Source organism: Myroides phaeus (genome assembly GCF_900099675.1).
Lineage (GTDB): Bacteria > Bacteroidota > Bacteroidia > Flavobacteriales > Flavobacteriaceae > Flavobacterium > Flavobacterium phaeum.
The window spans coordinates 106,239-132,120 of sequence record NZ_FNDQ01000006.1 but is presented as its reverse complement, the minus strand read 5'-3'; the positions used below and the strand labels follow the sequence as shown (position 1 = coordinate 132,120).

Genomic DNA, 25,882 nt, shown 5'->3' with positions numbered 1-25,882 from the left:
AACGACTATTTAATTCTTCAACTTTTGTAATATTGAAATGCTCTACCAAGTACTCAGGTAGGATTAGTTTTAGTATTTCTTTGCTATCCATCATGGTGCAAATATATTATTTTACAACTTCCTCCCCAACTTTTGTGCTTGATCCTGAAGTACAAGCAAGAAAAGCATCAACTGAAATTATCTTCAACATCTTGTTCATCGCTTTAAGTGTTACTACATTAATTTTACTTATTTTTATTTTAAAAGCCATTGGCATAAACTACAACACAAAAAACGTTGTTGGCAAGATAACCTTACTAACTCTTACCTACATAGCCTATACAATTACAAAAAAGAAATATATTAATCGTTTAAACAATTTCTTTTCCACTGTTGAAGTTACGCAAAAACCAATTAACAATTACATCATATACTATAGCATCATTGGTATATTTGCCTACTTTGGTATCATTACTTCCTTAATCATAGTGTACAACAAAATATTTTAGAACATAAAAAAAGAGTTAGCAGTTGCTAACTCTTTTCGTTTACTCTCCTTTGCTATGTTGTTATTCAATAAAGCTTTTCAAAGACTTATTCTTAAAAAACACAAAATCTCTTCTTAAGAGTTTGGGTTGCCATTTTTATGATTTAATTTTGATAAACAAGCTTTTAAAAATCAATTTATGCCACACTTAGCACAAGATCTTTTATTTGGAGTTGCTGTTGCAGATGCTCTGGGAGTACCTGTTGAATTTTGTTATCCTAATGAAATTAATATGCCCTCTGTTCAATCCAATTACCAAGATATTCCTAACAGACAAACTGCTTTTGGCTCTTGGAATAAACCCATTGGAACCTTTAGTGATGACTCCTCTCTTACTTTTTGTACAGCTGAATACTTGGCTAATAATGAAACTAACTTAGATAACCTTTTAGAGCGTTTTAAAGATTGGATGAAAGAAGGGTATTGGACTGCCGATGGAGAAACTTTCGACATCGGAAGAACAACTTTATTTGCTATTGAAAACTATGCCTATGGGAGTAACTGGCAAAACTGTGGCATGAAAAATGAAAACGACAATGGCAATGGTTCATTAATGCGTATATCCCCCTTACTTCTGCCTCTTTTGTATGATAAAACCATTACGGATCCTTACAGCTATATCAGTAACTTTAGCAGCTTAACTCATGCTCACACCATTTCTGTAGATTGTTGTTACATCTATCTACAGTTTGCTAAACACTTATATCATACAAAAAACACTAAGCTTGCTTTTACATATCTTAAAGAAGAATTGTCCTTAAAATTTGTAAATAATGATATTTTCAAACGACTCTTTTCAGATGAATTCTTATCAACAGATCCTGCTTTATTTAACAATAGAGGCTTTGTGTTAGGAAGTTTAGAAATTGCTCTACATACAATCTTAACTACAAAAAGTTATGAGGAGGCTGTTTTAAAAGCTATATCTCTTGGAAAAGACACAGATACGAATGCTGCTATAACAGGTGCATTAGCTGGACTTTTGTATGGATATGATAATATTCCTACGCATTGGTTAGCCCCTTTGAAAAGAAAGGAGAATATTGAGCTTTTAGCTGAACAATTGCATCAAACTTATAAAAAATAAATTTATAGACTATAGTATTTTAAATGATCTGACTGAATACAGAAATACATCCTTAATCATAGTATACAACAAAATATTTTAAAGCATAAAAAAGAGTTAGCAACTGCTAACTCTTTTCATTTACTCTCCTTTGCTATGTTGTAGCAACCAATTATATAAATCTATGTGTCGATATAAATCCTCTACACTTCCGTGTGTTCCTCCTTTGACAACTTGCAACTCTACTGGTGCTGCTTTATCGCACTTTTGAATTGCTGCCATTATTTTCTTTGACTCTCTCAATGGCACAATGAAATCTCTATCTCCGTGAATCAATTTAATCGGAATTGACGTTAAAGCACAGGCTTCTCTTTCTTCCCCTCCTCCACAAATAGCGATAGCCGCTGCAATACGATTAGGATATTTACTCGCATACTTCATTGTTCCATATCCTCCTAAACTCATTCCTGTAACGTAAATGCGACTTTCATCTATATTGTAATTGGCAATCATATAGCTTACAATCTCATCAATCTTATCTGCATTCCAAGGTCCTGATGGCAATTGTGGCGCAACTAAATAAGCTGGAATATCAAGTCCTTTTTCAATTCCCTTTAACGCACCATATCGTTTTACTCTTTCAATGTTTGTGCCTGACAAACTTCTACCGTGTAAAGAAATAATAAGCGGATTCTTATCTTGAACCTCTTTGGGTTCATTTAACCAAAACTGATACGTTGTCTTGTCTACAACAGCTTTAGGTTGGGCAAATGCTGTTATTGATAGCAGACAAATGAATGCAATAATATATTTCATACCTTTTTTAAAGGTAAATATAATTGGTATAATTGAATTTTAACAACTCGATTCTTCACAAATAGTAATTTTTAAAACAAGTCTTCTTTTATTCTATTCAACTACAATTACTTACCTATTTAAAAAAATAAGCAAGGGAAATACCTCCTTTCTTTGTTTTCTCTACTCATCGCTTAGTTTTCAATGTCATAAACAGCTTCATATCCTATTATTTTTAATTGTCTCTATTGACTACATAACAAATTAATCTCAACACTTTGTTCTTTTAAAAAGGAATAGTTTATCTCTAAAAATAGAAGAATTTACTCATCAAATTTATGCTCGTAAGAAGAATTTATCTCTAAAAATATACTCCATTCCTATAAAAAATAGCAGATCTGAATAACAAATGACAAAAAACAGAAAGGCAATATGGCTTTTTTTACAACTTTTTTACGCTCATCTCAATTATCACACCTCCCGTTTTCCTAATAATATCGCTATCTCAAGGGTAGTTTACATTTTAATCAGTAAAAATTTACTTCGCTAAAGAACTACCTATCAAACACTTGTTTTTTTTATTAAAAAAACATTACTTTTTTCTTGCGAGAAATAAATAAAAAGACCTATATTTGCACTGTCAAAATGAGAGAACAATAGTGCTCAACATTACAAGACAAAACAATTAAATCCTCGAGATTTAAGGACGGTCCAATAGCTCAGCTGGATAGAGCAACTGCCTTCTAAGCAGTAGGTCTCAGGTTCGAATCCTGATTGGATCACAAATAAAGCCCTTGATTATTTCAAGGGCTTTTTTGTTTCAAATACTTTCCTATTTTACATTGTAATTACAGTATCTGCTCTAACATAACCATATCTTTCAATTGTATGCCATTTTCAATAATTGGAACTGCATAATTGTCAAGAAAGAAGTTCTCTTTTACACCATATTTCTTAAAGCCATTGCGCTCATAAAAGCGAATTTGATCTATTCCACAATCAGCCGTACCAACGATTAAACGAGAATACCCTCTTTTCTTGCTAATAGCCACAACTTCTTGTATTAATAACCCACCAATCCCCTGTCCTTGTAAAGACTCGCATACAGCAATATTTTTAAGTTCAAGTGTACTTGCATCAATCGGATATAAACAAAATACCGCTAATTGCGCTTCTCCTTCTTCTAAAATGAAAACATCTGAATCACCTATGTATTTATTAATGGCATCCATCGTTTCATCTGCTAACAACAGCAAATTAAACGGATAGGCTTCTCCCTCCTCAATCAAGCGCAAACGATAATCTAAATTAACAGATCTTATATATTTTCCAATCATACTCTTATTTTTTACAATGAAACACAATATGGTTAAGCAAGTGTCATTGCGTGTTTTAAAAACTTCTTCGCCTTGTTTTGATATGCTACAGATTTAGTTGAATAGTTTCCTTCAATTATCTCAGATGCCAAGAAAACCTCCTCCTTGTATTTAGTGCAAAGCAACAACAAGATATCCATTGCAAACGATTCTGTAGCTACTTTTGAATTAGACACCAACCACAGCAGTGCTATATCTACCAAACGCTTCTCTTGTAAATCTGTTAATTCTACTTTTTTACTCTTTACTAATAGATGGCTTATCCTACTGAGTAATCGCTTACTCGACTCATTAGTTACCTTGTCTAAGTGCTCTAAAAAATAAGGTAAGTGGGGAAGTATTTTTACGATATCAGCGGACACAATTTCTTGTAACAACAAACAAGCATTAATATGTATAGGATCATTGACTTGAAAACTATACGCTATCAAAAAAGAAACGACCTCTTTTGAATTGCCTATTTTAAGCAAGGTACGCTCGCGACTTGCCACGTGCACTGTTGTCTCCAATACTGCTTTATACAATGCTTCTGTTGTCATATTTATACTATTTAACTGTTGTAAAAATAGATAAAACTGGCCTTACTCTACACATTACAAAACATTTTTAAAACAAAAATCCCTCTATAAACAGTAGTCTATAGAGGAATTTTATATATTACTTTACAAAAATAGCTCTCTTATCTTTGTAAAAGTTATCTATTACATTCTTCAGTTTTCGTTGCGTATTAGAACGTCTTACCCAAATAGCATGATTCTCTAACTTAATATCCTTAACCTCATCAAGCATTTGTTCAATTGTAAGACCAGTCATCAATGCTCGTTTCATAAAATCACCAATTAACTCATTCCACTCATCTTTATTCCCCCAATAATGCCCTACAACTTGATCACCAGATTTTAAAGTTGAAACAGCATTAGTTCCTAAAGAAAAAGCAAATTGTTCAATTAAGCGTCGTGTAACATCTGCTTTACACATTTCGTCATTGATCTGTAAACACAAAGTCAAACAGTTTAAGTGCTTCGCAGAAATACCAATTAATCCAGCATTCCACATACAAACAGTTTCATCCATTGTTATACCTCCAAACACTTTTCCTTTAATCTGTTTCCACATTAACTTCTCTGTTTTTGTTGGCAATTCACACATCTTACCTTCGTTTAAATGCATAAAATTTTGTCCCTTATTCATCTCTGTTTTTAATAAAGACAAATCTTTATAAATAAAAGTATCACCATCCATATACAAAATATGTTGTTCAGGATATTTAGAAGCTACTAATTCTAATGCTTTTATTTTCACACGCCAAAAGAATTTATACGCACCTTCCCATTCTTTGATAATGGTTCTATTAATAGGTATAACTTCAACTTTATCTCCTAAATGTTTAAACAGAGAAGTATCTTCTGTGATAATTACAATCTTATCCTCTGTTTCTTTTCTAATCAAAGCGGTATAAATAGAAAAACACACCTGTTGATAATTTACAATACTTTCTCCAAAAACTAAATAAACAATATTCATCTTATGTTTGTTAATTTACAAATACACTTCTGCATCAAACTCACATCATTCACTGATATAAATCTATTTTTAAGTAAATATATTGCTTTATTTATTTAAAAATAGATTTATATCAAAAAAGCGTCTTTGAGTATCATACTCAAAGACGCTTTCATATTGTATAACCAATTAATTAAGCTAAAACAGGAATAATGTGTTCCCAGTTCATTTCTTTAGCATAATCTAACGCTGTTTTTCCTTCGTTATTTACTGCATTCTTATCCGCTCCGTGTGCTAAAAGAACCTCAACACTTGTCAAGTTTCCTGCAATCACCTCTTTTTGTAAGAAAGTAAAACCAGCTTCATCAAGACGACTAACTTCTTCAGGATTCTTAGTTAAAAAGTCTCCTAAGTTTTCTTTCATATTCTTACTCATTGGGTGCTCTACTAAGTTCTCAGGACTCTCTTGTTGATCAATTACAATTGTAACTTCATTAAAATCACCAAAGTCAAGTCCCCAAGCAGCATCGTGTTCAGCGCGCTCTTCGTCAGTCATTTCTGAACGCAACGCTTGAACAGTGAAACCACCATAAGATTTCCCTTGAGAAATAAACATCCAATCGCTAATTTGATCTAAAGTTACCCCTACTTGATCACCTTCTACTAACTCAGTAATCTCATTTGGTTCGTTTAATAATTCCCCGTAAATAACCTTTCCATCAAAGTCAAGATTACCTATCCACATATGCTCTACAACTGGCTCGTCTTGTCCTTCCACTTCTTGTGTGAATGCTACTTTAACGCTTGCCATGTCTAAACCTGGAACTACTCTTCTATATTCCCAAGACAACTCTCTCCAAAAATATTTGAATGTTTCTTGTGCTTTTTTATAAGCTTCAATCATTTTTGGATGATCTCCTTCTGCGAAATAAATTTTATTTTCTCCCATTATCTTTATATTAAGATTACAAATCTAAAAATTGTAAGTTACCTATCCTAACAGTGGCGCACTTCTTTGCAATTTATCTCGCTCTTCTAAAATTGTGTTTGTTAAATTGCCAAGCTAAGTATCCTCCTGCTAAACTCCCCATTAAATGCCCTTGCCAAGAGACATTACTGCCTAATTGTTCGTTTGGAAAAACTCCGTATATCAATCCCCAATAAAGCACTCCTATTCCTAAAGACAACAATAACAGTAAAAACTTCTTGCTTAATATGCCACTTATAAACAGAAAACACAGCAACATATAAATAACGCCACTGGCTCCTATATGACACGATCGAACTCCTGTACTTAAACTGTCAATGTCTGGAAATATCCACACACCCAAGCCTGCTATTAGCCAGCCTATGACAAACACTTTATAGGCTATTTTATTGTAAAACTGTATAGTTAAGAAACTCAAAAAAAGAAAGGGAACCGTATTGCTAATCAAGTGATCCCAACTTCCGTGAAATAAAGGTGATAAAACAATCCCCTTTAACCCTTGCAGTTTCCATGGAATTACCCCATAACATTGTTGAAACACACCTATTTGTTGTAATATAAAAACAAGCCACATTACCCCAACTAATACAAGTGGTACTACAATAGCTTGTTTATTTATATGTCTTTTCGTTTCCATAATTATTAAAGATTAACATCACACCAAACTCTTCCATTGCTCGTAACGGTGATTTATGATCTCTTTTATTTCGTAATAATTTTCCCACGTATCTTTGACGTGATAAAATTGATCTGGATGAGCGATATGATGGGCTTGAATATAATCGTCAAAATAATTGGCTACATCCTTTGAAAATCGACTATCTTCATCGTAGTAATCTTTTACAAAAGCATTTCCTTCTTCTGTTAATTGCGTTGATAACAACCTTCCTTGATAGTGATCTAACAAAAACTCAGTTCCCGAATACCTCTTTTTCTTAACGGCATTAATATCTTCCGCAAACTCATTAATAACAGACGGATCTACAAGATCCTTTGACAAACACCACGAGAAGAAAAAACCTATATGCGTAGCCCCTTGCTCGTGTGCCAAATCTACTGGAAAGTCTCCCTCATAATGCCAAGCATAATCATCGTATTTATTCATCTTTTGTATATTATTTTTTATAAAAATAGATAAAAAAACAAATAAACAGAATAAAAAATAATTCTAATGCCAAAAAACACTAAATAAAAACATTTATGTTAATGCTATACCCCCTTAAACAAAGGCGTTGTAGCGCCAATTATAACCACAAAAAAAGCAGAAACTACGTCGAGTAATTTCTGCTCATATAATAGTAATCTTAACTCTCATTAACAAAAGCACTTAAAAAAGGCTCAAATGTTCGCTCTTCATACACAGGTACTAACGCTTGTATCAAGGGTAAATATGAACTATCTAAGCCACTCTTCTCCATCACCTTATTTCTATTTTTCAACAAATAGCCTTCATAAAAACAAACACTACCGCCTGTAATATGTAAGTACAACAGCTTTAAGTAAGGGTGTTTTCGACTAAAACTGTGGATTATCTCTTCTGTTTGAAGCAATTGTTCTTCACTGCAAACACCTAAATCTAACAAATTATCAATATCAAAATAAAGTGTCAAGAGCAACTGATCATGTACATCGAGAACTTTCATCTTTCCAAAAGGAAACAATTTGGTTAACTCTTGATTAAAAGCATTTTCACTTCCTTTTACTAAAGGAACAATAAGATAAGAGACTTCCATAAATTGACGTTTTTTACATATACACCAAAATACGCAAATTAACCTCTAATTCCCTCTTTTGTAGTTTACTAAACTATTTCCAATATATTACCTTTGTGTTAAGCAACTTGTTACTTCTTCTTTATAAGTTTAAATATCCAACAATAGATCTATTACCCATTTCAATATCTAATAATACTTCATTAGGATTTTCGACCACAACACAATCGCCTTGTTCTACTTTAAAAATCTCTTTATTAACGCGGATATCCATCGCTTTCAAGGCAAAGACAAATACAAAATTACACTTTGTCATAAAGGGAAATACTCGCAATTCTACTACCTCATCTTGGATACTATGAGCCAGCATCAAATTAAAATCTGTTCCTTGAGAGAAGGAGGTAATATCATCTGAAGAATTAAAGACAAACATAGAATCTTGTTTGTACTCTTTATCTTCTTTGTTATGATTGATTTGCAATGTATTATCTAACATCACTAAATAACGACGGAAACCTTCAAATTTTGTAAACGTAGAGGGTACTGATTCAATTGTAGCACTACTTATGCGAAGTACAAATTGTCTATCACTATAACTTCCCTCAGGCGGATAAATACAATATTCATACGTTTTTCCTCCTGACCAAATACTTGGTTTTACTTGTATCCGTTCAATAATTCTAACCTTCATAAGCTATGTTTTACAAAAAAGCCTTTAAAACAAATGCTTTAAAGGCTTAATAAATATACTAAAAACGCTGTTTAGTCTTCTATTTTAAAGTGAATATCTTTATCATAAATATTATCCACTACAATCATTTCAAAAGGATGAATTGCATAATCCCGGGATACTACATCTTGTTTAATACGATATTTCAATTCAATTGTATTCTGCTTTTCTTTTAAAGACGTTACTTCAAATGTTGTTTCCTTATCTGTTACTTGTCCTACTATCGCAAGTACAAACGACTTTTTAAAGTCTATTTTTGTAGGCTCTCCATTCTTCCCCATAACAGGTGATGGTCCGAAGTACTTATCAAAATCCTTTTGACACGTTAGCTTTAAATACTCAACTTGCTTATTCTCTAACGTGTTATTTACAAAATACCTATTTGCTTTAATATAAGATATATCTGTTTCTGTTTCTAACGCTTCAATCCCCGTTTCTTCTATTTGCTTGTCCGATTTCTTTTTTGTAGTATCACATCCGATTAGTAAACTACTCAAAATCAAACTAAACAATATTATTCTCTTCTTCATATTATATTGTTATATAGCTATATAACTTAAAAATTATAAAATTATTGTTAATGCTTGTAATATTAATATCACATTTTGTCAATAAATCTTATGGTTTGTGGTTTTTATAACCCTCCATTGTTGTAAACCGTGATAAATTCTTCTATCAAGTACGATTCATTTACTTCTTTTGTCCAACTTATTGGCTTGTCATAATACTCTAATTCGTGTAGTATAACGGGTATTTTCCTACCAAAAAAAGTTTTTATCACCCCATCATTGTGTAATGAAAGAACCAACTCTTTAATGCCTTCTATAAACACTGTTTCTAAGTGTTTCCCTTTTACTAACAATTGGTCAAATAACAAATCGTCATCTGCTGCTGCTTCATCGTCTTCATCACTAAAGTAATAAGGAGTTGAACTTAACCACCTGCGCAACGACTCATCTTCACTTCCTCCTATTTCTAACAACTCATCTTGCAACCAATAGGCGTAATTCCACTTTGCCTCGGCTTCACTTGATGCAAAATCTACTTGTTCCTTGAAATGGGATGTTGTATTAAAACTTACATTTATTATTGGATAACGGGCATCGTCATCTTCGTTATAAAACCAAAAAGACAATGCATATACATCTTGACGTTCCTCGCTATCAACACGTTGAAACGCCTCTTTAATTTTATGGTAACTCGCTTTTAAAAAAGCCTCTCTTTCTGTCATTTTCCTAAATTTCAAAGGGCTAATTTATTCTATTTTAACTCTTACACACAATATTTAATGTTATAATATCCGATTGGGTATCGTTTTTCTACAATTCAGTCTTCTTTATTTTAATTACAGTCTGACAAACACTATTTTAGCCAAACTAAACCTCAACTATGAAAAGAATATTTTACACAATAATCGCGTTAGTAACGCTTCCTTTCTATGCAATGTGATAGTGTTGTTCCAGATAATGCGCCATCAAATCCTACTAATTTTACTTTATTTCCTTGTTCATTTTGTTGTTGTACAAAATAATACAACTCATCCATCTCTGTAGCATTAAGTTGTGAATACATAGCCCTATCATAAAGGGAGACATCTTCTGTACTTAAAAATGCTTGATAGGCACTATATAATTCATATAAATTTCCCTCCAGGGCAATAATCTTATAACCTTCTTCTAAAACTAACTGTTTGATTAAAGCGATGCGATATTTTGTTATTGTTGATTCTTGATGTGTGGGATCTCCTAATGCCAATACCCTCGTTTCTAAAGGAACTCTATTACTAATGTTAGTTATCAACTCTGGTGTGGGTAAGGCTTGTGCATTGGCTATCACACAATATAGAAATACTGTGATGAACCACGTGTACATATTTTTCATACTTGTTGTGTTTGATTATGATTTATAAACGAGTTTATCTCCCGTTTAGTCTATAAACATATACTTCTGCAAAGTGTCTAATAACAAGCAGATTTAGATTAGAAACAAGAGTTAAAAACTAAGTACCAACATTCCCTTTCTATCAAAAAGAGAATATGCGAAGATTTAAAATATAAAGCATCGAATTGAGATTGCAATAATATACATACCAAAGTGTAGTTTTAAACGGACCTTGTTCGACACATCTCCCACACAAGTACCACATATCCTCGGAAAAACAGCCATTTTCTCGAAGGTGTGTGGTACTAATGTGGTACTTGTGTGGTACTTGTTGCACACAAGCCAGCAATGACAGGGCTTTAAAACCTAATCTTTGCTTAATTAAAAATAGAGCTATACTGTTGTATCCCAACAACCTACTCCCTAAAGGGCATAAAAAAAGACAGGCTATATACATAACCTGTCTTTTTAATATTGAATCGCTTTTACAATTATATCTGGTGTTGCAACACAAATAACTTGTTATAAGCCTCTTTTCTTTGTTTACGTGGGTAAAATACAATACCGAACTTATCTTCTGCAATCGGACTGATTCCTGACAATACTAAATCGTTATTGTCAATTGTCAATACCTCTTTTGTCAATAGGTTTTGATACCCTTTTTTGTTTTTGTTGTAGAACAATTCTACCAAGTCATCATTTTTGATTACTAACCATCCGTTACCGAATTCCGTTGTAAACTGAACCGCATTCGTATTCTCATTGATGCGTTGTGGATGCCAAGTTCCAAAGAACTCATCACCGATATTGTACAAATCACCGTACATACCTTCTCCTTCGCTGTCAATCTCTACGATACCAATCTCCCCGTTTTCCTCACATAACAAGTATGAGTTCTTGTCAAACGATAAGTTTAATGCCTCGTGTACAAATGGAAAGTCAAACTCTAACACTCTGCGTCTTAATTCAACTCCATTTTCATCTATCTGACGGTGTAACCACCCTTCTTCTACTTCTGTAATCAAGTGAATTTCTCCATTAACAACGCATATCTTGTTGTCTTTTGGAAAGGGAATAGCTACTTTTTTCTCTGATACTAAAACGTTATTCTCGTATGCTAAAACAATCATTGTATCTGCTTGTTTATCGCTCCAAATATCTACGTCATAGAATAGAGAGTGATTTGCTGTACACCCTACAAATCTACCATTGAAAGACTTACTTCCTTTTAATCCTTTGCTCTCTTTATTGAAAATAGGGAATGAAATAGTCTGCTCACTTTCATCTTCTAATGATACTACTGATGCGTAGTTTTCATTAGACGGACTTAAAAATAAAGTTGGTAGAACTCCTTTATCTTCCTTACTATCTTTTAAATCTCCTTCCTCACTAATAATCGTGTACACTAAGTCATACGGACTTTCAGCCCCTTCTTCTGTGTAAACATAATTAGCTACTAACAATCCTTCTTTACTCCAACAGCTTCCTTTTGCACTTAATGCGAAAGGTACTTCTATTGTGGTTATTAAACCAAAAGGCGTTTTCTCGTTCATATAAAATTAATAGTTTTAATTCGCGACAAAGGTAGGAAAAACAAAATGGTTTACAGGCAATAGCGCAAGTGTTTATTATTATTTTAAAGCCGTTTTTTTTAGCATTAACACTATTTTACAAACCTGCGATTTACTAATCTATTGGTTAAGCCAACACATCTCCTATTTCGGCACTCATCTTTTTAAATGCTGCTGAGGCAAACGGACATAATGGCAATACCTTAATCTTGTTTTCACGGGCATAAGCTACCACCCCTTCTACTAACAATTGCTTACCAACTCCCATTCCTTTAAACGCTTCATCTACTTCGGTATGGTCTACAATCATCTTGCCTGTTCCTGCCATAGAATACGTCATTTCTCCTGCTTTTTTTCCGTCTTTCATAGCCGTAAATACACCTTTACTGCCGTATGCTGTATGTTTTACCACCATAATTATGTTCTATTAAAATTCTGTATTAACAACTACATCTCCCATTAATGCCTTGTGAACAGGACATTTATCTGCTATAATTTTCAAGCGTTTGTTTTCGTCTTCTGTTAGATTTCCTCCTACAAACGATACTTTTCTATTGAACACAGTGCGCTCTGTTTCTCTAATTACCTCTACATCAACTACAATCTCATCTACAACCCACTGCTTTCTGTCCATATACATTTTTAAAGTAGCCGCAGTACAACTTGCCAATGAGGTAGCTAATATTTCAAAAGGATTAAACCCTTTATCTCCCCCTCCTAAACTTGTTGGTTCGTCTGTAATTAATGTATTATTTCCTGCGGTAACTTCTGTGTAATACAATTCTTTACCTAATCTTGCTTTAACATTCACTTCCATAGTTCTTATTTTAATTTTGTTTTTAATCCTTTCATCGGTTCCGGAAACGGTACATAACTTTTATCATCTCCAGGAATTAATGGGAATACCTCGTGGTTTTGGTTAATCCAATCTTCTTTAGCTTGTTGTAAACGCTCTCCATCGTGGGATAAGAAATTCCACAACAAGAACCTTTCTTCTGCCATTGGCTCTCCTCCAAAAATATACACTGTTGTATTGGCTTCCATTTCAAACTCACATAGTGTACTGTCTTGTGCTATCAAAATCTGCTTTGGCTCATAGTAATTTGTATCACTGTGCACTCCCCCTTCTAAAATATACATTGCCGCCTCACCAAAAAGTCCGGCTCCAATATTTACTTTTGCGCGCTCTTTACTCTTGATTTCAATGAAGTAAAGCGGACTGTAAACGGGTACTGCCGATTTGCGTCCTAATGCTTCTCCGGCAATTAGCTTATACGAAACCCCATTTTCTTCCCAACTTGGCAACTTATCTGCTGCTATGTGTACAAAAGAAGGGTCTGTTTGCTCTAATTCCTTAGGCAACGCAATCCATATTTGTAATCCGTGTAATATAGTATCTGGTTTATTTATTCTAATATCCTCTGGCATACGCTCAGAGTGCACCACTCCTTTCCCTGCTGTCATCCAATTCACCGCACCGGGTGTAATGCGTTCTACACTACCAAGGCTATCGCGGTGCATAATCTCTCCTTCAAACAAGTAAGTCAGCGTGGATAAGCCTATATGTGGATGTGGGTCAACATCCAAATTATCGTGTTCGGCCACACCTATTGGTCCCATATGGTCAATAAACGCAAAAGGTCCTACCATTCGCTTTTGTCTAAACGGCAATAACCTACCCACAAGAAAGTTTCCAATACTTGCCGCACGTTCTTCTATCACTAAACTTATATTTGACATATCGCTTTCGTTTTTAAAGTTGATGATTCCCTTATTTCTACAAGTGTAAAGTTACTCATCCTTCTAATAATACAGCTTAACATAGGTTAAGTTATTCGTGCAAAGTGCCCTATCTACGCTTAAGCTATTTGTAAGTTACAACATTCGGTTTAAATTAAAAAATAACATAAAAAAAGGCATAACAAGTTGCCTCGTTATGCCTTTAATTATACTTCTAATATAAGTTTACCTTTCTTTAAAAAGGGAAGTTTCAACACTTATGATGCTGCTACGAACTTCAATCCAATGATTGAACAAATCAACGTAGCAATAAAAAAGATTCGCCAAAATGTAGCTGGGTCTTTAAATACAAAGATTCCTACTAACACTGTTCCAACTGCTCCAATCCCTGTCCAAACAGCATAAGCTGTTCCTAACGGAAGTGATTGTACTGCTTTAATCAATGCTGCCATACTACAAACTAACGCGATTAAAAAACCAGCATACCATCCTAATGCCTCTGTTCCTACCGAATCTTTTGCTTTTCCTAAGCAAAAAGTAAACGCTACTTCAAATAGCCCTCCAATGATTAAAATAATCCAGTTCATTTTATTCTTTAAAAAGTTAGACTGCAAATTTCAATAATATATCTCAATTTTGAATACTTTGAAGTACTTTTTTTTGCTATCTACTTAATATACTGACTAATTTTTTTAATCGCTTTGGCATTCACTTCTGTTAATTCGGGCAAACAAACTATTTGGGTTGTACTGTCTATATTTTCTACTATAGCATCATAGGTATCTGAATCAAACTCGCCGTTTAACACCAAATACGCTATTGGAATATGTCGCACTTTTAAGGCTTCTATCGACAAAATAGCGTGGTTAATACAGCCTAAATAATTGCGTACTACAAGTACTGTGGGCAAGGCTAATCGTTCAATCAAGTCAATCATATAGTACCCTTTTGCCATTGGAACATATAATCCTCCTGCTCCTTCTACGATTAGGTTATTTGCTGTTTGAGGGAGTTTAATCTTACTGTCTTCAATCGTTACTCCTTCTTTTCTGGCCGACTTATGGGGTGAGGCTGCTAATTCAAATCGGTAACTCTCTGGATGTGCCACTAAATGCGAATCTACTAACTTACTTACTTTTTCTGTGTCGGTTAAGTGTAAATCTCCTGATTGTACGGGTTTCCAATAATCAGCTTGAAATCGCTGTACAAAGGCAGCACTTACTACTGTTTTTCCGATTTCTGTTCCTATTCCGGTTATAAATAATTGTTGTTTCATTTCTCTATTTTTTGTTTACTTGTTGCAATGCACATACAAGTTGTTCTATGTCACTTGGGGTGTTAAAACTGTGGATACAAAGGCGAATGCGCTCTTGTCCTTGGGCTACAGTCGGACTCATCACGGCAAAGGCGTTGATACCTTGTTGTTCTAATTGACTCACAAAGGTTTTGAGCTGTTGATTATCGTTAAAAAGAACTACTTGTATCGGACTACTCGCATCGGATAAAGTAGATTGAACACTGCTTCTAAACAAGGTGATATTGTGCTGTAACGTCTGTTGTAAGTCCTTGTTTTTAAGGATAAATTCATACCCAATAGCCAAGCTTTTAGCAAACAAATCAGGCAATCCAGTGCTGTATATAAAAGACGAACTGAAGTTGATTAAATAGTCCTTCACCCATTGTTTAGCTAACACACAAGCACCGTGTTGCCCCATAGCCTTGCCATAAGTAACCACGGTGGCAAATACTTTATTTTGCAAATTAGCGCGATGTACTAATCCCAAGCCAAACACGCCAAAGGTATGGGCTTCATCTACGATTAAATGGGCTTTGTATTGTTGGGTTAACGCCCATATTTCTTGCAGCGGTGCAAAGTCGCCATCCATTGAATACAGGCTTTCAACATAGACAAACACATTGCCTTTGCCTATTTGCAGCTTCTTTTCTAAGTCGGCTAAGTTGTTGTGTTTAAACCGTCTTTTGTCGGCAAAGCTCAATCGACAACCGTCTATGATAGACCGATGACTCAACTCATCAACGATAATGGTATCTCCTTTTTTGGCAAAAGTGGACAATAAGGTTGCATTGGCGTTGTAACCAGAGGGAAATAACAGGGCACTTTCTACTTGGTGATGTTGTGCTAATTGGTGTTCAACAGCAACAAAACAAGGCGAGTTTCCGCTGATTAATCGGGAACCTGTTGCGCCACTTAACAAGTTGCTTTCTGCTAAAACTGCTTGTTGTATTTGTTGTAAAAACGCTTCATTTCTGGCCAATCCCAAGTAATCGTTGGAATAAAAGTCTATTCCCTCTTTGCGCTGCTTCAGCTGTCGCAGATTACCTTGTTCTCGTCGAGTGGTCAATTCTGCTAAAGAGCGAATAGCGAGCGGACTATCCACGGTTTATTTCTGTTGCTACTTGATTAATCCACTGATTGTACAGTCGGTCTTCTATCTCTAAAATCTTCTTAGCGTGTACTTCCCAATCTGGAGAAAAAGCTTCTAATTGTTCAATCATCTCTTCTAAATGTCCTTCTTCTTCTACGATGATTGACTTCACCATTACCTTGCTTTTGTGGTTTGTCAAAACTTCTTGATATACCGGATACAGGTAGTCGGCTCTTACTTCAATAGCGTAAGTAACGTACAAATAAGCGATATCAATTAGGTTACGCCCCGCTAACTGCAGTTCGTTTCTCAAGTAACGAGAGGTGTGTAAATCCAATAAATTCAGGTATCTTCTGGTTTGAGATGGCGCCAATAACCACTCGTCTGCATACGTTGTAAATCCGTCTGCTACCGCTTTGCTAATTTGCTTTTTTAAGTAAAAAGCGTGGCGATGTTCCTCTGCCGCGTGTTTTAACTGAATAAGATTCACGCTGTTGCTGTCTTCACAAGCAGAGATTTTACGAGCCCCTACGTTTTCTAAATAAGATAGTGTGTTTAACCACTTTCCGTGTAACACAGGTTCCTGTACTATTTGGTTTAAGATATTTTGCATTTGTCGTTTATTTTGATGCCAAAAGTACTATGCATCAAAACGAACAATATAGTCCGGTTCTAAGATTAACAACGGACCAGTGAGGGAAAGGTAAACCCTCTCTATAAAAAAAGAGCCTTTTCAAAAAGAAAAGACTCTTAAGTGTACTTTTAAATTCGGCTAATAATTAATTATTTAGCAGGCAAATAAAATGTAGTTGTAGTTGGAGTGTAAATTCCAAAAGTAATGAAACCTAATAATCCATCAACAAAGCTCATCTGATGTTTAACAATATAATTAGGATTCTCTTTTACAAATTGACTAGCTTTATGTCCATCATTTAAAGGAACTAATCCTGCAATTAAAGCATGATTTTTTACAGTGTTCACTTTATAAACTGGGTCATTAATATCTGTACTTCCAACAGCTACTCTTCCAGTATAACAAGATGTCATTGATACAGCTAATAAAGCTAAGGCTAAAAATTTAGTAGTTTTTTTCATTTTATATTTTGTTAAATTTTGTTAATCGCAAACATAATAAAAAAATTACATTAAACTAATAAATATTATTTAAACTCTTTTTTAGTTAAGAAGCAACTCTATCTTTTGAAATTCGGATTTTACAAGGTAAAAAGCCTCTTAAAACAAGGATACTAACTACCTAAAAAATATACTTTGCTTAACCTTGTTTAAAGCATAAAAAGTGTAAATTGCCGGAATATTTAATTGCTTATAATTTACACTATGAGTAGTCCAGTTAAAATTCCTTATCAGAGCTTTATTCAAATAGACCGCAATTCAAGCACGCCTATTTATATGCAGATTGCCAACCAGTTTAGCAATGCTATTCAACGCGATTTTTTGCCAAAGGGAACTAAACTTCCTGGTTCGAGATTATTGGCTGAATTACTGTCGGTTAACCGCAATACAATTGTAGCGGTTTACGATGAACTAACAGCACAGGGTTGGGTAGAAACGAAGCCGAATAAGGGTACCTTTATCATTGAAAAAGAAGCAGACAAACCGATGCGATTTACTGATGATGAGGCGAGTTATTTACAGACTTACCCCTCTTCTCCTGGCTATGATTTTAACAAGAGTAATTTACTGGATACTCCGTATGAACATAGCCATAGCGACTTTCTTTTTAACGATGGGTTACCTGATACGCGCATTATTCAAATTGAACAGTTATCGTCGTATTACAGCGCCAATTTAAAGCGAAAAAGCAACCAAAAAAAGTTGAGACACGCTAATTATGAGGGCAATGACGCGTTTAAAAAAAGTATGGCTAACTACTTGAATTTGTCGCGTGGACTACACGTAAGCAAGGATAATATATTGATTACGCGAAGTACTGAAATGAGTATTTACGTGGCTTGTGAGGTACTTTTAAATCAAGGCGACAATGTTATTGTGGCTAATTTGAGCTACTTTTCAAGCAATATGACTTTTCAAAAGGCGGGAGCAAAAATACTGACTGTGCCAATTGATAAAGAGGGTATTGATGCTAATGCGGTGGAAAATATGTGTAAGAAACACAAAATACGAATGTTATATTTAACACCACACCACCATTACCCTACTACGGTTACTTTGAGTGCCCAAAGACGTGTACAGCTATTGCAATTGGCTAATAAATACGGTTTTATCATTTTAGAAGACGATTATGATTATGACTTCCACTATGATAAGAGTCCGGTATTACCACTGGCAAGTGTAGACACAAATGGAATGGTCGTTTATATTGGTTCGTTTGGTAAATCATTGGCTCCAAGTTTTCAAACGGGGTTTATTGTTGCCCCAGAAAGTGTGTTGGTAGAAATGCAAAAACACTTGCGACTAATAGACCGACAAGGGGATATTTTAATGGAACAGGTATTAGGGGAACTGATTGAAGAAGGAGAAATATTTCGTTCTCTCAAAAAATCTATAAAAATTTACAAGGAAAGACGCGACACTTTTTGCGACTTATTACATCAATATTTTGGAGAGGATGTGCAATTTGATATTCCCTCTGGGGGATTAGCTGTGTGGACAGAATGGCAAAAGCCTTTAAATCTATTGCAATTGAGTAAAAAGTGCTTGCAAAACAACCTGCTTATTCCAAAAACACTCTTGTATCAAAATCGCGAATTAACTGCTATGCGACTTGGCTTTGGACATTTAACGAAGGAAGAAATGGCACAATGTTTGGATATACTGTATCGCGTGATGAATGAGTAGCACTTTCATCAGAGATAACAAAAATAGATTAGTATAACAAAGCCTAAATATTCTTTAGGCTTTGTTTTTATATGTTCATATCCTGCATAGCAGGCATATTGATTTCTTTTACGCAACTTGCTTTAGATGTACTTAAAACGAACTTTATCGCTTGTAAGACATCGCTTAAAGGAATTAAACTTGCTTGGTTTTCTTCTACAATTATATCGGAATCAACGGTATAATCATACTCCGTTGCTAAGTACCCTAAGTTTAAAACGGTAATACCAATGTTGTCTTGACGCAAGGTTTCACGCATTGAATGTACAATTCCCCTCAAAGCAAACTTAGATGCTGAAAAGGCTACTTCTTTTCCGTTGTGATTGTCTAAGCCCCAAGTGGAACCAATCAATACTATTTTAGCATTTGACGATAAGCGTAGGTTCTTGACAAATGCTTTCAATGCCAAGATACACGAGGTTACATTGGTTTGAACAAGGTTGATTAACTCCGCATCACTGCATTGCTCTACGTCAAATTCGGCTGTAAATGCCATCTGTTCCCATACTCCTACATTGTAAATAAGGTAGTCTAACTGCTTTTCTTGTAACACCTCAGCGACCGCTTTAACAGCTGTTTCGGGTTGACTCAAATCAGCGGGAACCCACACTAAATTGTCTTTTGCATCTGCTGGTTTACTTCTTGAAACACCGTACACAATGTCGTTGTCTTTTGGCAAGCCGTGGGCAATAGCGCGACCTAAGCCTTTGCTAACTCCATATATTAAATAACTCTTGTTTTTCATAGGTTGACCGTTTAAAAAAAAATCGCATCAAGTTGCTTTGTCTAAACGAGTTGAATACCGTTTAAATAAGCTAATTGAAATACTTTATCGTTGGCGGAATTACTCTCGATAAACCCTTTGTATTTAGGGGAACTCATCTCTTTGTAAACACGCTTCACTTGCGAAGATAGTCCTTCTCTCTTAACGTAATTGTTAAAGGCGCGCTGTACTTCACTTTTACTGGCAAAACAACACATAAAGTCGATTGGAAAAACAAAATCGCCAGACGACATATATTCGTTTAAACGCCAACCATTGTCTATAACGTGGTTGACAACATCTTGTGTATCTTCAAATAGTGAGAAAATAGGATTGACGTATTCTTCTAAAAAAGTGGTGATAGACAACGCAAACTCCTCTTGCTTCTTGTCCTTTATTTCCCACGTAAACAACTTAGGTTGAACAGGAATAATCTCTTTTAAATTGGCAATAAACACGGTTGAAGTAGCAATATCTTTACTGCGGTATTTCTTAAAACGCCACTCGCGCAATTGTTCTGAAAGAATGACAATTGTACACGATAAAGTGGTGTATTCTTTGGGATTACTCTCAATGGGTTGAAACTTAATCTGATATTCAAATGTACCTGACATAGCGTTGCCCTTAAGCACTTGCCCCTTTTGAGTTGAAATATACCCTTGCGCAAGATAGGGTTCGCCTATTTTGTGAATCGTTTGAATAAAAGCTTGTTTTCCTGCCATATAGCACCAAGTAAAATAGTTCTTTTTAATCCGTTATTGACGCTCTTTTTGTCAATGAGCAATGCACCTAAGCTTACTCGATTACCTCAGCAATAGACCCGTCTTTATCTTGTGGTTCTTCAAGACTTGCTGTATATAATTTATGCTCTAATTTTCTGTAATTACTTATAAAATAGCTCATCACCAATATTCCCGTCAATACACAAAACTCTTTAGCAATTCCTAATTGCATTAATGTATCATACTCCATATCTACGCTTCTCTTTTGCATATAACCGCGAATAAAACTGGCTATTATCACTGCAATCCATCCAAACAACAACAAATTAGAACTAACCAGTTTACCTCCTTGAACTTGCATTCTCCTCAACTGAAAATACGTACTGTAATTCAATTTATCTATCCAACGGAAAGGTACTATCATATTGTAAATCGGAATAATCCATCCGAATATAAGCATCAGTCTCGGAGCGTCTATATTCCTATCTAATTTCTCCATATTGGCATACGCACGGTACAACCACAAGACAAAAATCACCAATAAAAACAGTCCTGACAAAGCAGATAAAGCGACTACAATATTTGTAATACTCTCTAAGCGCAGTAATTCTCTATTGACAAACTGTACGCCTGCATCTAATTGTTTAACTACCCAAAACTGCATAAGATAGCAGTTAAGAGCCGCGAATGTTGTTGTGATTTGTGTTAATATAGCGTAGTGCAATACCTTACCCCTGATTGCATTTGATGATAGCATTCGTTTACTTTTTTTACCTCCAAAGTTCAATACTCTGGATTTTGATTTCTTTAATTCTATTTCCTTCTTTTTTTCCAATTGGTTCATCACAAACCACCCAATACATCAGCCTTCTCTTGCTGTTTGGATTGGTGTAAACACAACTTAGTAAAGGCGACTCCAGATTGTTCCCTTTGCCGTTTTTATACGTCATAGGTGTTGTACAATAAGGCATTAGCTCTTCAATTGTAGCATTGTACAAATAAGCAGGATCTGTATAGCTTACTTCTCCTTTTTGATTCTTAGTGTATGAACTGCTAATTAAAAACTGCATAGTGTAAAACAACTTGTCTTTTTGCTTTAGCTTTTCAACAGAAAAACGAGGTTCATCTGCCTGGCGATAAGGGATGTAGTACAACGTATCTCCTTCAAAATTGTCGTAAATACTATAGTCCATTGCAGCTTCTTGCATCTCTTTTGGGGCAATAGCTAATGTTTTTAATATTCCTCTTATCTGTGTGTTATCTGTCGGTTCTGCCGTAGCAAGTTCCATTAGCTTTCCTATCTTCTGACCAAATGTTGCTTCTTGTGCCTGACTGCTAACAAAGCTTAAAACGGCACAAAACGCTAAGACTACTTTCTTCATACTCGCGTCTTTTATATGACTAAATTAATACAATTGTATTTTTTAACAATAGCGAATGCTATATTTTTACTAAGCTTATTCTCAATAAGTGAACTTATCAATATACGCTTCACGTTGTTCTTTGCTGATTTTCAACCCTTTCTCTATATAATTATCCATTGAGCCGTATTGTTTATCTATCTCATCAAACATCGCTTGAATAAACTCTGGTTTAATCCAGGAGAAATTCTCTATCACTTCATAGTTGATATTGTGAAAAAATAACTTGCCAAACTTTGCTAATTTCATTCGCTTAGCAACGTCATTTTCTCTGTAATTGTTAGACAACAAATACTCATTGATAATCACCGCTCTGTCCACATTTAAAATACTCAATAAAATAGCACCTACCATACCTGTTCTGTCTTTTCCGGCTGAACAGTGAAACAAGGTTGATTTGTCATTGTCGAGAATTGTGTTCAAAATAGCACGTACTTTCTCTACATCGTGCGTTGCGTATAAACCGTAAAACTCCTTAACTAACTCATTAGATACTTCTGGTGATACACGTCCTTTAATTACATCTTTACGTGTTTTGCTAAACATATCTTCAGAATCGTCATATGCTTGGTAGTTAAAGTACTTCATACGAGAGGGAATATGGTCTGGTTTCTTGCCTATTTCCTTATCTGTACGCAAGTCAATCACGGTAGATAGTCCAAGATTCTCAAACTTGATAAACTCCGACTTCTTAAGCTTATTTAAATGACCACTTCTGTATATTTTCCCCCACTTAATGATTTTACCATCCTTCGTTTTAAGTCCTCCTATATCTCTAAAGTTAATCACCTTTTTGAAGTCCACCAATCGATTAGCCACCTGTAAGGTATCACCTTGGCGAACAACAGTGTACACTTTGCGTTGTGTATCGGGCAAACGAACTGGCATCTTGGAATGGAAATCAACAGCTAAATCTCCTAAAAGCACTTGATCTCCCCTGTCAAAATGTGCTATATAACCTTTTCTATCTTTTACAACTGTTGGATTATCTTTATCAAGTGTCGAATATTGAATCGGTTGGTATGTTGTTTTATAAGAACATCCTTGTAAGGCAAGAAATGCTCCTGCTATAACTAAATATTTTTTACTAAACATAATTGAGTGGTTTACTTCAAATTTACTGATATTAATCGGAAAAGCCCCGGTATTTGCTTTGTTATTAGAGAATTCTAATCTAAATAGGCCATAAAAAAAGCGAGTTAAATTGTAAACTCGCTTGTGTATTATATCGGTAGTTATTTCGCTTTTTAAGTACGCCAATACAGTATTTAAAATGTTGAATAACGCTTTACAATGCATAGCGCATCCAAACATTTGGCTCTATATAAATTCCCTTATTCAGTGCCATATCTATTTTCATCGGATTTAATGCCAACGGAAGAATATACTCCCCTGAGGTTTGAAACGTCAAGTTGGTCCACTCCTCCCATTCTAATACCGTACCTTCTACTACCATCGCTTTGTTACATACCTTTACTATAGTTGCCCCATTTCTAACATGACTGCGTATCCACGCATCATAAGGAAGTCCTCTATTGTTAATCCACTGCATATAACTATCCATTTGTTGTAACGGATACCTGTGCTTTAACGTAGGTCGTATTGGTAAAATAAAATCAGAGAAGTTGTTCTCAACAGCAATTCCTTTCATATAATCTATCAGGTATTTACTCACGCCCTTTCCTTGATAAGCAGGATCAACACTAATTTGCAACGCACAAAGCGCATTGGGTTTCAACTCCTGTTCAAAGTCAGCAAAGGCTTTAGCTATCGCCCAGTCCCACCCTTCATCAGGCAAACTCTCCTTTTCTTTTGGGGTTAAGTATAAAGGAACACAATTGCCACTGCCTACTACGCGATTCCCCTCTAAAAGAAAGAATTGATATAGGGGAAACACCTCATAAAGTTTATCCCAATATTTTAGATTATTGCGGTCTTGTAGTAGATATTTTGGCCAAACACTTTGCTCATTCACTTGCTCCACTAAATTAGTATAGGCTGAGGAATTAGTTTCTAATGATCTAAAGAAAGTAAGCTGATTATTTTCCATATTATTATCAGTGCAAATTGCGATATTATTTTTAACGTACTAAATATAATGTTATTAAATTGAATACAATCAATTAATTAGATAATAAAGAAATTTCCAATATTTATTTGTAATTTAGTAAGCGACCCCTTATTCTACAAGGGTTATACATTATATATGGTTTTTCTATTGATTCACAAAAAGTAATAGATTATACTTATTCATGTATTGATACAAAATATAACAACAACTGGTAATCAACTCCTTACCACCCTATATTTGTGGTATAGAAAAAAACAAAAAATAACTAATTATGGAAACTAAAAAATTGACAACAGCTTCTGGAAGACCTTACACTGATCACGAAGATTCATTAACTGCTGGAGCAAGAGGTCCAGTATTATTAGAAGATTATATTTTACACGAGAAGTTAGCACACTTCAACAGAGAGCGTATTCCAGAGCGTATTGTACACGCAAAAGGTGCTGGTGCATTTGGTACATTTACAGTTACAAACGATATTACAAAATATACAAAAGCTAAAGTATTTAGCGAAGTTGGAAAGAAAACAGACTTATTTGTTCGCTTCTCAACAGTAGGTGGAGAAAAAGGTTCTGCTGACTCTGAGCGTGATCCACGTGGGTTTGCAGTGAAGTTCTACACCGAAGATGGTAACTGGGATTTAGTTGGAAACAACACACCTGTATTCTTTATCAAGGATGCTAAAAAGTTCCCTGACTTTATCCACACACAAAAAAGACACCCACATACAAACTTAAAATCACCTACAATGGTTTGGGATTTCTGGTCTCTTAACCCAGAGAGTTTACACCAAGTGTTGATTTTAATGTCTGATAGAGGTACTCCGTTTGGTTATAGACATATGAATGGGTATGGTAGCCACACGTATTCTATGATTAACAAAGACAACGAGATTGTTTATGTGAAGTTTCACTTTAAAACAGCACAAGGTATTAAAAACTTGACTGGTCCTGAGGCTGATCAAATGAGAGCTACGGATATGGATTATGCTCAACGCGACTTAATTGATAATATTGAAAGTGGTAACTTCCCTAAATGGAACTTGAAGATTCAGGTGATGACAATGGAGGAAGCAAACAATGCTAAGGTAAATCCGTTTGACGTAACTAAAGTATGGCCTCATAAAGACTACCCTCTTATTGATGTTGGGGTAATGGAATTGAACAGAATACCTGCTAACTACTTCCAGGATGTAGAACAAGCTGCTTTTGCTCCTACTCATATTGTTGATGGTATTGGATTCTCTCCTGATAAAATGTTACAAGGGCGTATCTTGTCTTATCCAGACGCACAACGTTACAGATTAGGGGCTAACTATGAGCAGATACCAGTAAACCGTTGTCCGTTTGCAACGAACAATTACCAAAGAGATGGATATATGCGCGTAGATGGTAATGGTGGTAGTGAGCCTAACTATTTCCCAAATAGTTTTGACAACATTGTAGCCGACCCAAGTTATAAAGAGCCAGCGAGAGAATTACAAAGCACTATGGCTGATCGTTTTGACAGAAATGCAGAAGGTGAAAATGACCACTTCTCTCAACCAGGTAATTTATTCCGCATCATGACTCCAGAAGCAAAACAAAATACAATCAACAATATTGTTGCAGCTATGAGTGGTATTGATGGTCCGAAACGCGATGAAATCATTGGTCGTCAATTATGCCACTGGTTTAGAGCAGATATGGAACTTGGAATGGGTATTGCAAAAGGATTAAACTTTGACGTTAATAAACACATGAATTCATAATATATATTTCCTAAGTTAATT

At 34.9% G+C, this 25,882-nt stretch carries 31 protein-coding genes and 1 tRNA gene; 4 read left to right on the top strand and 28 right to left on the bottom strand.

Going from position 1 to position 25,882, the window contains the following annotated elements; all coding sequences use genetic code 11:
• Positions 1–106: 106 nt before the first annotated feature.
• Entirely contained in the window at positions 107–250 is a 144-nt protein-coding gene (locus tag BLT46_RS13160; protein ID WP_176770727.1) for a hypothetical protein, read from the bottom strand.
• Positions 251–665: 415 nt separating this feature from the next.
• Between BLT46_RS13160 and BLT46_RS04875 the strand changes: the two genes are divergently transcribed.
• Positions 666–1,613 carry an ADP-ribosylglycohydrolase family protein gene (locus tag BLT46_RS04875; RefSeq protein ID WP_090407086.1) on the top strand — a complete coding sequence of 316 codons (948 nt, stop codon included), beginning with the start codon at positions 666–668 and terminating at the stop codon, positions 1,611–1,613.
• 120 nt (positions 1,614–1,733) lie between these two features.
• Here the strand turns inward: BLT46_RS04875 and BLT46_RS04870 are convergent, their stop codons facing one another.
• Complete coding sequence (locus tag BLT46_RS04870; protein WP_090407083.1) at positions 1,734–2,408, bottom strand: carboxylesterase family protein; 675 nt, start codon at positions 2,406–2,408, stop codon at positions 1,734–1,736.
• 687 nt (positions 2,409–3,095) lie between these two features.
• Here BLT46_RS04870 and BLT46_RS04865 point away from each other — a divergent pair.
• Positions 3,096–3,169: transfer RNA gene (locus BLT46_RS04865), tRNA-Arg, on the top strand.
• Positions 3,170–3,235: 66 nt separating this feature from the next.
• Here the strand turns inward: BLT46_RS04865 and BLT46_RS04860 are convergent.
• From BLT46_RS04860 to BLT46_RS04765, 20 genes are all read right to left on the bottom strand, one after another.
• On the bottom strand, positions 3,236–3,724 hold the full coding sequence (locus BLT46_RS04860; protein ID WP_090407080.1) for a GNAT family N-acetyltransferase: 489 nt from the start codon (positions 3,722–3,724) through the stop codon (positions 3,236–3,238).
• Positions 3,725–3,756: 32 nt separating this feature from the next.
• Positions 3,757–4,302, bottom strand: coding sequence for a hypothetical protein (locus tag BLT46_RS04855; protein ID WP_090407077.1), 546 nt, complete (start codon positions 4,300–4,302; stop codon positions 3,757–3,759).
• 118 nt (positions 4,303–4,420) lie between these two features.
• Positions 4,421–5,287, bottom strand: coding sequence for a hypothetical protein (locus BLT46_RS04850; protein WP_090407074.1), 867 nt, complete (start codon positions 5,285–5,287; stop codon positions 4,421–4,423).
• Between the two features lie 172 nt (positions 5,288–5,459).
• Positions 5,460–6,215, bottom strand: a complete 756-nt coding sequence (locus BLT46_RS04845) for a YegJ family protein (protein ID WP_176770726.1) — start codon at positions 6,213–6,215, stop codon at positions 5,460–5,462.
• Between the two features lie 73 nt (positions 6,216–6,288).
• On the bottom strand, positions 6,289–6,891 hold the full coding sequence (locus tag BLT46_RS04840) for a rhomboid family intramembrane serine protease (RefSeq protein ID WP_090407067.1): 603 nt from the start codon (positions 6,889–6,891) through the stop codon (positions 6,289–6,291).
• Positions 6,892–6,909: 18 nt separating this feature from the next.
• The gene (locus BLT46_RS04835; protein WP_090407064.1) at positions 6,910–7,359 is read right to left on the bottom strand and encodes a DUF7832 domain-containing protein; all 450 of its coding nucleotides are present in this window, start codon (positions 7,357–7,359) and stop codon (positions 6,910–6,912) included.
• Between the two features lie 199 nt (positions 7,360–7,558).
• Positions 7,559–7,987 (bottom strand): hypothetical protein, encoded by a 429-nt coding sequence (locus BLT46_RS04830; protein WP_090407061.1) that lies wholly within the window; start codon positions 7,985–7,987, stop codon positions 7,559–7,561.
• Between the two features lie 121 nt (positions 7,988–8,108).
• Complete coding sequence (locus BLT46_RS04825; RefSeq protein ID WP_090407058.1) at positions 8,109–8,657, bottom strand: HutD family protein; 549 nt, start codon at positions 8,655–8,657, stop codon at positions 8,109–8,111.
• A 71-nt stretch (positions 8,658–8,728) separates the two neighbouring features.
• Positions 8,729–9,226 (bottom strand): hypothetical protein, encoded by a 498-nt coding sequence (locus BLT46_RS04820; protein WP_090407055.1) that lies wholly within the window; start codon positions 9,224–9,226, stop codon positions 8,729–8,731.
• Positions 9,227–9,330: 104 nt separating this feature from the next.
• On the bottom strand, positions 9,331–9,927 hold the full coding sequence (locus BLT46_RS04815) for a hypothetical protein (protein WP_090407052.1): 597 nt from the start codon (positions 9,925–9,927) through the stop codon (positions 9,331–9,333).
• Between the two features lie 188 nt (positions 9,928–10,115).
• Positions 10,116–10,568: a TraB/GumN family protein gene (locus tag BLT46_RS04810; RefSeq protein ID WP_143021860.1), complete on the bottom strand. Its 453-nt coding sequence runs from the start codon at positions 10,566–10,568 to the stop codon at positions 10,116–10,118.
• A 500-nt stretch (positions 10,569–11,068) separates the two neighbouring features.
• Positions 11,069–12,130 (bottom strand): hypothetical protein, encoded by a 1,062-nt coding sequence (locus BLT46_RS04805; RefSeq protein ID WP_090407046.1) that lies wholly within the window; start codon positions 12,128–12,130, stop codon positions 11,069–11,071.
• 145 nt (positions 12,131–12,275) lie between these two features.
• Positions 12,276–12,563: a GNAT family N-acetyltransferase gene (locus tag BLT46_RS04800; RefSeq protein ID WP_090407043.1), complete on the bottom strand. Its 288-nt coding sequence runs from the start codon at positions 12,561–12,563 to the stop codon at positions 12,276–12,278.
• Between the two features lie 12 nt (positions 12,564–12,575).
• The gene (locus BLT46_RS04795) at positions 12,576–12,965 is read right to left on the bottom strand and encodes an OsmC family protein (RefSeq protein WP_090407040.1); all 390 of its coding nucleotides are present in this window, start codon (positions 12,963–12,965) and stop codon (positions 12,576–12,578) included.
• A gap of 5 nt (positions 12,966–12,970) precedes the next feature.
• Complete coding sequence (locus tag BLT46_RS04790) at positions 12,971–13,888, bottom strand: pirin family protein (RefSeq protein WP_090407037.1); 918 nt, start codon at positions 13,886–13,888, stop codon at positions 12,971–12,973.
• 257 nt (positions 13,889–14,145) lie between these two features.
• Positions 14,146–14,475, bottom strand: coding sequence for a DMT family transporter (locus tag BLT46_RS04785; RefSeq protein ID WP_090407034.1), 330 nt, complete (start codon positions 14,473–14,475; stop codon positions 14,146–14,148).
• Between the two features lie 80 nt (positions 14,476–14,555).
• Positions 14,556–15,164 carry a dethiobiotin synthase gene (bioD, locus tag BLT46_RS04780; protein ID WP_090407031.1) on the bottom strand — a complete coding sequence of 203 codons (609 nt, stop codon included), beginning with the start codon at positions 15,162–15,164 and terminating at the stop codon, positions 14,556–14,558.
• Positions 15,165–15,168: 4 nt separating this feature from the next.
• The gene (locus BLT46_RS04775) at positions 15,169–16,287 is read right to left on the bottom strand and encodes an aminotransferase class I/II-fold pyridoxal phosphate-dependent enzyme (protein ID WP_245722944.1); all 1,119 of its coding nucleotides are present in this window, start codon (positions 16,285–16,287) and stop codon (positions 15,169–15,171) included.
• Positions 16,280–16,888, bottom strand: coding sequence for a hypothetical protein (locus BLT46_RS04770; protein ID WP_090407028.1), 609 nt, complete (start codon positions 16,886–16,888; stop codon positions 16,280–16,282). The genes BLT46_RS04775 and BLT46_RS04770 overlap by 8 nt, the downstream gene beginning before the upstream one ends.
• Positions 16,889–17,058: 170 nt before the next feature.
• Positions 17,059–17,370, bottom strand: coding sequence for a Bor family protein (locus tag BLT46_RS04765; RefSeq protein ID WP_090407025.1), 312 nt, complete (start codon positions 17,368–17,370; stop codon positions 17,059–17,061).
• Positions 17,371–17,613: 243 nt separating this feature from the next.
• Here BLT46_RS04765 and pdxR point away from each other — a divergent pair, with 243 nt between their 5' ends.
• Entirely contained in the window at positions 17,614–19,095 is a 1,482-nt protein-coding gene (gene pdxR, locus BLT46_RS04760; protein WP_090407022.1) for a MocR-like pyridoxine biosynthesis transcription factor PdxR, read from the top strand.
• A gap of 67 nt (positions 19,096–19,162) precedes the next feature.
• Here pdxR and BLT46_RS04755 read toward each other — a convergent pair whose 3' ends face one another.
• From BLT46_RS04755 to BLT46_RS04730, 6 genes are all read right to left on the bottom strand, one after another.
• On the bottom strand, positions 19,163–19,879 hold the full coding sequence (locus BLT46_RS04755; RefSeq protein ID WP_090407019.1) for an SDR family NAD(P)-dependent oxidoreductase: 717 nt from the start codon (positions 19,877–19,879) through the stop codon (positions 19,163–19,165).
• A 41-nt stretch (positions 19,880–19,920) separates the two neighbouring features.
• Positions 19,921–20,619, bottom strand: a complete 699-nt coding sequence (locus BLT46_RS04750) for a hypothetical protein (RefSeq protein ID WP_090407016.1) — start codon at positions 20,617–20,619, stop codon at positions 19,921–19,923.
• Between the two features lie 73 nt (positions 20,620–20,692).
• Positions 20,693–21,376, bottom strand: a complete 684-nt coding sequence (locus BLT46_RS04745) for a DUF4328 domain-containing protein (RefSeq protein ID WP_176770725.1) — start codon at positions 21,374–21,376, stop codon at positions 20,693–20,695.
• Positions 21,377–21,389: 13 nt separating this feature from the next.
• Positions 21,390–22,001: a hypothetical protein gene (locus BLT46_RS04740; RefSeq protein ID WP_090407011.1), complete on the bottom strand. Its 612-nt coding sequence runs from the start codon at positions 21,999–22,001 to the stop codon at positions 21,390–21,392.
• A gap of 81 nt (positions 22,002–22,082) precedes the next feature.
• The gene (locus BLT46_RS04735; RefSeq protein ID WP_090407094.1) at positions 22,083–23,135 is read right to left on the bottom strand and encodes a tyrosine-protein phosphatase; all 1,053 of its coding nucleotides are present in this window, start codon (positions 23,133–23,135) and stop codon (positions 22,083–22,085) included.
• 193 nt (positions 23,136–23,328) lie between these two features.
• Complete coding sequence (locus tag BLT46_RS04730; protein ID WP_090407008.1) at positions 23,329–24,090, bottom strand: GNAT family N-acetyltransferase; 762 nt, start codon at positions 24,088–24,090, stop codon at positions 23,329–23,331.
• A gap of 292 nt (positions 24,091–24,382) precedes the next feature.
• Between BLT46_RS04730 and BLT46_RS04725 the strand changes: the two genes are divergently transcribed.
• The gene (locus BLT46_RS04725) at positions 24,383–25,861 is read left to right on the top strand and encodes a catalase (RefSeq protein ID WP_090407005.1); all 1,479 of its coding nucleotides are present in this window, start codon (positions 24,383–24,385) and stop codon (positions 25,859–25,861) included.
• Positions 25,862–25,882: the final 21 nt, after the last annotated feature.

Coding starts and splice junctions, on each gene's coding strand:
- BLT46_RS13160 (WP_176770727.1), bottom strand. CDS start 250: ATGGCTTTTAAAATAAAAATAAGTAAAATTAATGTAGTAACACTTAAA.
- BLT46_RS04875 (WP_090407086.1), top strand. CDS start 666: ATGCCACACTTAGCACAAGATCTTTTATTTGGAGTTGCTGTTGCAGAT.
- BLT46_RS04870 (WP_090407083.1), bottom strand. CDS start 2,408: ATGAAATATATTATTGCATTCATTTGTCTGCTATCAATAACAGCATTT.
- BLT46_RS04860 (WP_090407080.1), bottom strand. CDS start 3,724: ATGATTGGAAAATATATAAGATCTGTTAATTTAGATTATCGTTTGCGC.
- BLT46_RS04855 (WP_090407077.1), bottom strand. CDS start 4,302: ATGACAACAGAAGCATTGTATAAAGCAGTATTGGAGACAACAGTGCAC.
- BLT46_RS04850 (WP_090407074.1), bottom strand. CDS start 5,287: ATGAATATTGTTTATTTAGTTTTTGGAGAAAGTATTGTAAATTATCAA.
- BLT46_RS04845 (WP_176770726.1), bottom strand. CDS start 6,215: ATGGGAGAAAATAAAATTTATTTCGCAGAAGGAGATCATCCAAAAATG.
- BLT46_RS04840 (WP_090407067.1), bottom strand. CDS start 6,891: ATGGAAACGAAAAGACATATAAATAAACAAGCTATTGTAGTACCACTT.
- BLT46_RS04835 (WP_090407064.1), bottom strand. CDS start 7,359: ATGAATAAATACGATGATTATGCTTGGCATTATGAGGGAGACTTTCCA.
- BLT46_RS04830 (WP_090407061.1), bottom strand. CDS start 7,987: ATGGAAGTCTCTTATCTTATTGTTCCTTTAGTAAAAGGAAGTGAAAAT.
- BLT46_RS04825 (WP_090407058.1), bottom strand. CDS start 8,657: ATGAAGGTTAGAATTATTGAACGGATACAAGTAAAACCAAGTATTTGG.
- BLT46_RS04820 (WP_090407055.1), bottom strand. CDS start 9,226: ATGAAGAAGAGAATAATATTGTTTAGTTTGATTTTGAGTAGTTTACTA.
- BLT46_RS04815 (WP_090407052.1), bottom strand. CDS start 9,927: ATGACAGAAAGAGAGGCTTTTTTAAAAGCGAGTTACCATAAAATTAAA.
- BLT46_RS04810 (WP_143021860.1), bottom strand. CDS start 10,568: ATGTACACGTGGTTCATCACAGTATTTCTATATTGTGTGATAGCCAAT.
- BLT46_RS04805 (WP_090407046.1), bottom strand. CDS start 12,130: ATGAACGAGAAAACGCCTTTTGGTTTAATAACCACAATAGAAGTACCT.
- BLT46_RS04800 (WP_090407043.1), bottom strand. CDS start 12,563: ATGGTGGTAAAACATACAGCATACGGCAGTAAAGGTGTATTTACGGCT.
- BLT46_RS04795 (WP_090407040.1), bottom strand. CDS start 12,965: ATGGAAGTGAATGTTAAAGCAAGATTAGGTAAAGAATTGTATTACACA.
- BLT46_RS04790 (WP_090407037.1), bottom strand. CDS start 13,888: ATGTCAAATATAAGTTTAGTGATAGAAGAACGTGCGGCAAGTATTGGA.
- BLT46_RS04785 (WP_090407034.1), bottom strand. CDS start 14,475: ATGAACTGGATTATTTTAATCATTGGAGGGCTATTTGAAGTAGCGTTT.
- bioD (WP_090407031.1), bottom strand. CDS start 15,164: ATGAAACAACAATTATTTATAACCGGAATAGGAACAGAAATCGGAAAA.
- BLT46_RS04770 (WP_090407028.1), bottom strand. CDS start 16,888: ATGCAAAATATCTTAAACCAAATAGTACAGGAACCTGTGTTACACGGA.
- BLT46_RS04765 (WP_090407025.1), bottom strand. CDS start 17,370: ATGAAAAAAACTACTAAATTTTTAGCCTTAGCTTTATTAGCTGTATCA.
- pdxR (WP_090407022.1), top strand. CDS start 17,614: ATGAGTAGTCCAGTTAAAATTCCTTATCAGAGCTTTATTCAAATAGAC.
- BLT46_RS04755 (WP_090407019.1), bottom strand. CDS start 19,879: ATGAAAAACAAGAGTTATTTAATATATGGAGTTAGCAAAGGCTTAGGT.
- BLT46_RS04750 (WP_090407016.1), bottom strand. CDS start 20,619: ATGGCAGGAAAACAAGCTTTTATTCAAACGATTCACAAAATAGGCGAA.
- BLT46_RS04745 (WP_176770725.1), bottom strand. CDS start 21,376: ATGCTATCATCAAATGCAATCAGGGGTAAGGTATTGCACTACGCTATA.
- BLT46_RS04740 (WP_090407011.1), bottom strand. CDS start 22,001: ATGAAGAAAGTAGTCTTAGCGTTTTGTGCCGTTTTAAGCTTTGTTAGC.
- BLT46_RS04735 (WP_090407094.1), bottom strand. CDS start 23,135: ATGTTTAGTAAAAAATATTTAGTTATAGCAGGAGCATTTCTTGCCTTA.
- BLT46_RS04730 (WP_090407008.1), bottom strand. CDS start 24,090: ATGGAAAATAATCAGCTTACTTTCTTTAGATCATTAGAAACTAATTCC.
- BLT46_RS04725 (WP_090407005.1), top strand. CDS start 24,383: ATGGAAACTAAAAAATTGACAACAGCTTCTGGAAGACCTTACACTGAT.